General features: G+C 49.0%; 5 protein-coding genes. 2 read left to right on the top strand and 3 right to left on the bottom strand.

The window, feature by feature from the left end; genetic code table 11:
• A partial coding sequence (locus JF818_RS13115; RefSeq protein ID WP_198892437.1) for an amidohydrolase family protein occupies positions 1–566 on the bottom strand: 566 nt, incomplete at its 3' end.
• Positions 563–1,483, bottom strand: coding sequence for a hypothetical protein (locus tag JF818_RS16490; RefSeq protein WP_233067816.1), 921 nt, complete (start codon positions 1,481–1,483; stop codon positions 563–565). The genes JF818_RS13115 and JF818_RS16490, both read right to left, overlap by 4 nt.
• 162 nt (positions 1,484–1,645) lie before the next feature.
• Between JF818_RS16490 and JF818_RS13105 the strand changes: the two genes are divergently transcribed.
• Positions 1,646–2,929, top strand: a complete 1,284-nt coding sequence (locus JF818_RS13105; protein ID WP_198892436.1) for an FAD-dependent oxidoreductase — start codon at positions 1,646–1,648, stop codon at positions 2,927–2,929.
• Here the strand turns inward: JF818_RS13105 and JF818_RS13100 are convergent.
• Positions 2,924–3,724 (bottom strand): alpha/beta hydrolase, encoded by an 801-nt coding sequence (locus tag JF818_RS13100; RefSeq protein ID WP_198892435.1) that lies wholly within the window; start codon positions 3,722–3,724, stop codon positions 2,924–2,926. The genes JF818_RS13105 and JF818_RS13100 overlap by 6 nt on opposite strands.
• 80 nt (positions 3,725–3,804) lie before the next feature.
• On the opposite strand from JF818_RS13100, the gene JF818_RS13095 reads away from it, so the two are divergent.
• The coding region (locus tag JF818_RS13095) for a uracil-xanthine permease family protein (protein WP_304945016.1) at positions 3,805–4,688 on the top strand (884 nt) is incomplete at its 3' end.

Here is a 4,688-nt window from a genome sequence, read left to right as displayed (position 1 = left end):
TAGTACAATCCTGTGGACATACCCAGACAGCCTGCTTCCAGGCTCTCCCTGAGAGAGGAGGTCATCTTGGAAATCTCAGAATCTGTTGCATTCCTGTTAACATTTCCTTCCATGCTTGCTCTTCTTAGGGTACTGTGGGCTTGCAGGAATGCCATATTGGTTCCACTTCTCCATTGCTGCGTATAGGCTGAGAAAGATTTCCAACCGGCCTCTGGATATGCTCCCAGGACATCCCCACAGAGTTCTCTTAAAAAAACACTTCCCCTCTGGCAGGGGAATACCCCGATACCGCAGTTTCCGGCAACCTCAGTGGTAATCCCCTGTCCAATCTTGGGTTGCATTGAAGGATTCCTCAGTACTTCAAGGTCACTATGTCCATGCATATCGATGAATCCGGGACAGAGGATCTTGTCAGTACAGTCAATTGCCGTGTATCCCTCCCTTAGCTGGGATAGTGGGGGAAGAATCGCCTGTATCGTATCTGATTCAACAAGAATATCGCCCCAAAAAGGGGCGGAATCGGATCCATCAATGATTTCAGCATTCCTCAGGTGATAGCGGTTCATGCTTCACCCTGCAAACTCTTGCACTCGCGCAATACTACCTGTTCTATCATCCTGAGCACATTCTGGTAGTTGCCCCTGCTCCTGGTAAGGATCATGGCAGCCTTGAACTCATCTTCATGCTCCTCTTCCACCAAAGCCGGGGGGAATCCACCATTAAGCAACTCCTGTGCAAAAGCAAGGGAAGCAAGCAACCCATCATACATACCAAAGGGCTTTATCCTGATCAATTCTCCATAAAGGAAGATTGCCCTAACCACAGGATGGAGCTCAGTCCAATCCCGGTCCCACTGCACAAACAGTGTTTCCATTTGCTGGAGGACCGTTACACTCCTGTTCTGGTCGATGACACTATCGGTGCGATAAGAAACCTCCCCTTCGCTGTCCAATCCTTGTATCAACATCTGGTAGAGCTGTAATAACCGCTGCTCACTCATCTGTGGTCGACTCTTCCCCTTAACTGGACCAAGCCCATACTGATGGAGCATCCTCATCATGATGGTTCTCATGTTCAATGCAAGCACCTGGGTATCGAATTGCAGTGAGGGAACAAAGCACTGGCTGAAGAGTACGGCTAAATCTTGGGGATCCATCGCTAAATCTTCTGCAGCAAAGGAGGCGAGCACGAAGCGCGTCACCAGATGTTTATAAGAGCGCAAGAATTGGTCTCTATCATCTTGTGATTGCAGCGCCGAACGTGCCTGTTCAAGTTTGGAAAAGTCCATCATACCAATACGTAGATCGAGGTTCTTCATATGCCTTAGCTGTCTTCCATCCCCAGGCTTGGGGGCATCGCTGGGAATATTCCAGGCCCATGAGGATCGGAGCACTCCATCCACCCTTCCCTCTGCACAGAGAATTCTCACCCTTCTCTCACTGATTCCCCACTTCTTCGCGGCTTCCTTGGCACTGATATACATAGTTTCTCCCTTCTATTCAATCCTTCCTACATAGGTTTATTACCACGAATCTATGCTCTGTGCAAGGCTTCCTATACTTAGAAGGGCTTGAGCAAAGCTGAGAGAATGGGGATAATTGGTTGGAAAGGGGAACCTTTTCTATCACAACTGGGAGGGTACTCCATGGATCGATATGATGTTGTCATCGTAGGAAGCGGACCGGCAGGTATGGGTGCAGCCTTTACGCTGCGTGAGAGGCGACCTGATCTAAAGATATTAATACTTGATCGGGAAAAGGTGTCTACTGGCGGTATGCGCAATGACTGCAAGATGAATTTCACCTACCCAATCGGTTTTCCTGTTGAATACTGGACAGAGGAAGCTGCCGAACACTATCTGAAACAGGTTATAGACTTTCTCAAACCGTCATTTCTTGAGAAACAGAACATCGACATCTACCAGAAGCGAGCAGAGAGACTAGGCTGTTCACTGCTGGAAATTAAACAGACACATCTTGGAACTGATGGCGGACTCAAGCTTATCAAGGAATTGCTTGCTCGTCTTGAAGCTTTGGGCATTGACCTTTCTCTTGGAGAAGCAATGGAAACCGTGGATGCAGAGAAGCAGTTCATCGTTACCGAGAAACGCGAGATTGGTTATAAGCGTTTGCTGATTGCACCGGGTAGAAAAGGATTCCATTTCCTTCAGGACCTTATGCGTACGCTCAGTGTTCCTTATATCGACAATATCGTCGACATTGGGGTACGGGTCGAGACTAGGATTGAGCACTATCCCATCGTGAGGGATTACTATGACCCGAAGTTCTATTTCCCTGAGAAAGTGCGTACATTCTGCACCAACAGTGGAAACGCCCATGTGGTTCGTGAGCGGTATGCGACAAACAGAGGTGACCAGTGGTATTCAGTAAATGGACATGCCTTTGCTCCAGACAGCAAGCATGACAATGGATTGGTAAACTTTGCGATTCTGAAAACAGTACGGTTTACTGCCCCTCTTGCCAGTGGGCAGGCCTTCGCAGAGAATCTTGGACTGCAGGCTGCCCTTATGGGTGGCGGACAACCCCTGATGCAACGAGTTGGTGATTTCCGCCTCGGTTCAAGGAGCAAGGAAGCAAGCTTCAGCGGGGACCTCTATGACTTTGAGCCTACACTGAAAACCTGTTGTCCTGGGGACATCTCCCTTGCAATTCCTGCAAAAATCCTTCGCGCTATCTGGAAGGCAATGAAAAACCTGGATACCATTGTCCCGGGTGTGCTTCACCCCTCCACGATCATGTACTATCCTGAGATTAAACTCTATGCAAACAAACCAGCCTACCTGGATGAACGATTCCGCGTAAAAGAGGATATCTGGTTTGCTGGAGATGGTGCTGGCACAAGCCGCGGAATTACCGGAGCCTGGGCCAGCGGAATCCGGAGTGCTGAGGGAATCCTCGACACCCTATAAGGTATGTGTGAAGCGGTTGTTCAGCCAATTGGAAGCAAGCGCTACCCATTGGCGACACGCTTCATGAGGGGTACCTACCTCTTCAGTGCACATAGAAAGACCATGGTCCCCGCTCTCGAACAGATGGAGTTCGTAGGGGACCTTTGCTTTCTGCAGGTTTACAGCCAACTGTAGGCTGTTCTCCACGGGCACACTCTCATCTGTGACAGTGTGCCATATGAACAGGGGAGAGGCATCCTTGGTTACTTGGTTTTCCAAGCTCAGGAGGGAACGCATTGACGCCTCTTTCCCGCTCACCCAGTCCAGGCTCTCCTCATGGGCATATTTACCTCCGGTGATTACCGGATAGCAGAGTATTGCAGCATCAGGTTTGTTGTTTTCATCCACAATCTTCTGTTTTGCAGCGAGCATAGGGTGCTTGTGCAAGAGAGCCAATGATGCTGCCAAATGACCACCAGCACTGAAACCCATGATGGCTATCCTTGTTGGGTCACACATCCATTCAAATGCATGTTCACGAATCTTGATCAGGGCATCACTGGCTTCCAGCAAGGGATTCAGATCCTTTGCCGCTTCCTGCACTGAATAGTCCAGTATGAAGACATTGTAGCTCATGGATAGAAAGTGCAACGCAACCGGGTCACGTTCACGTTCAGAGCGAAACCGATAACCGCCCCCTGGACAAATGACAATTGTAGGGCGAATATTCCTGATCCCCCCATCACCGGTGATATCCTGGAGGTATCCTGTCAGTGGGACCTGGTTTGGTCCTACAGCAATCTGTATTATTTTCATAGATGTATCCTACCACATCCTTCACCATTTTGAGCAGGAAAAAGGTACGTTGGGAAAACCAGATGTGATATCATCATGCCATGCAGACCTCTACACTCTTTGACCTTAATGGTAGGGCTCCCCTGAAACAGGCTCTTCCACTTGCCATCCAACATGTGGTTGCCATGATAGTTGGCTGTGTAACCCCAGCCTTGATCCTAAGCCGTGTTGCAAACCTTGCTCCGCAAGATTCCATCATTCTTGTTCAGGGAGCATTGGTTATAGCAAGCTTGGCTACATTCCTCCAGCTATTTCCCATTGCAGGAGTACTCGGCTCTGGTCTCCCTGTCATCCTGGGAGTGAGCTTTGCGTATCTGCCAAGTATGCAAGCCATCGCATTGGGATATGACCTAGCCACCATATTTGGATCCCAGTTGGTAGGAGGGATTGTAGCCATCCTGGTGGGCATATTCGTAAAACAGCTCAGAAAATTTTTTCCTCCCCTGATTACGGGAACGGTGGTATTTACCATTGGACTTTCCCTCTACCCTACCGCCATCAACTATATGGCTGGAGGAATAGGGAACCCTTCGTATGGCTCACCGCTGAACTGGACTCTCGCATTTCTCACGCTTGCAGTGGTAACCATGCTCAATCATCTGGGAAGAGGAATCTTCAAGCTTGCATCCATCCTTATAGGCATCATTGTGGGTTATGGACTCTCTCTTGTTTTTGGCATTGTTGACTTCTCCGCAATCAATGAAGCAAGGTATTTCCAGGCACCTCAGCTTATGCATTTTGGTATCAAGTTCGATATTGCTGCCAGTTTTTCCATGGGTATACTGTTTGCCATCAATGCCATCCAAGCCATCGGGGATTTCACAGCAACCACGGTTGGTGCGATGGACAGGGAACCCACGACAAAGGAGCTGAGAGCAGGAATTACCGGCTATGGTCTTACCAATATCCTGGGCTCCTTCATGGG

Source organism: Sphaerochaeta sp. S2, from assembly GCF_016406725.1.
In the GTDB taxonomy this organism is placed as follows: Bacteria; Spirochaetota; Spirochaetia; order Sphaerochaetales; family Sphaerochaetaceae; genus Sphaerochaeta.
Note: the sequence above shows the minus strand (reverse complement) of the source record. Positions and strands in the feature narration are given on the sequence as shown.